This is a genomic window from Treponema sp. R6D11, assembly GCF_054786075.1.
In genome coordinates this window covers 1-834 of the sequence record NZ_BDHD01000526.1, presented here as the reverse complement: position 1 = coordinate 834, position 834 = coordinate 1, and the positions used below count along the sequence as shown (strand labels likewise).

1 protein-coding gene is annotated in these 834 nt (G+C 38.0%); it reads left to right on the top strand.

All coding sequences use genetic code 11. From position 1 onward, the window contains the following. Window positions 1-834: S1 family peptidase (locus ACYVTD_RS14440; RefSeq protein ID WP_461248414.1), on the top strand; the 834-nt coding region annotated here is incomplete at both ends.

Genomic DNA, 834 nt, shown 5'->3' with positions numbered 1-834 from the left:
ATTTTTACGGTAAAAGGGAAAATCTTCGATAAATATTTTCAATTTGAAAGAAAATATAATATTGGCGATCCGGTTTTTAGTATAGGCAACGCCTACGGTGAAGGCGTCGTAATACGGGACGGTCTTGTTTTGGGTGAGATTCCCGAAGAAGATTCAGGCCGCTGGAAAGAGCTAAAAAGTTCCGCCAATGTCAATCCCGGAAATTCAGGCGGACCTCTCGTGACCCCTATTGGTAAAGTAATTGCATTGATAACCGCCCGCAGAGAAAACATTCTTTATTCAACTCCGGCGGATGTTATTCTAAATGATGATCGTTCGGTTCTTTTGTACAGGGAAAAACAACATGTCAATCATCTTATAATGGCGAACACATTAAGGAAGATAACAGAAATACAAGTTTCTTTGCCAGATACCCACACAAATATAAGCAGGTTATTGCGAGAAGGGATGGCTAAACAATACGAAGACTCCCTGTCTACTTTATTTAAAGAAGCGCCCGAATACATTGGCGGGGCAAATAATGAGTATCTTCTTCACGGTTTACCATATTCGCCGCAAACCACTTATCTTTCGTCAAAAGATCTGCAAATAAGTTATGTTGATTCGGACGATAACAACTGGAAACTAGATGACATTTATTTTAGTAGTTATAATTTAGACGACGAAGGTACGCTGTATCATGGGAAATATTCAGGTGTACTGTATCAAAGGGAATATTCATACGTTAATCTATATAAAATTAACAAACCAAAATCCATTTCTCTGGAAAAAATCTGTACATCTCCAAAGTATATTATGGATACTATTCTCCAAAACATACGGACGGAAAGAGAT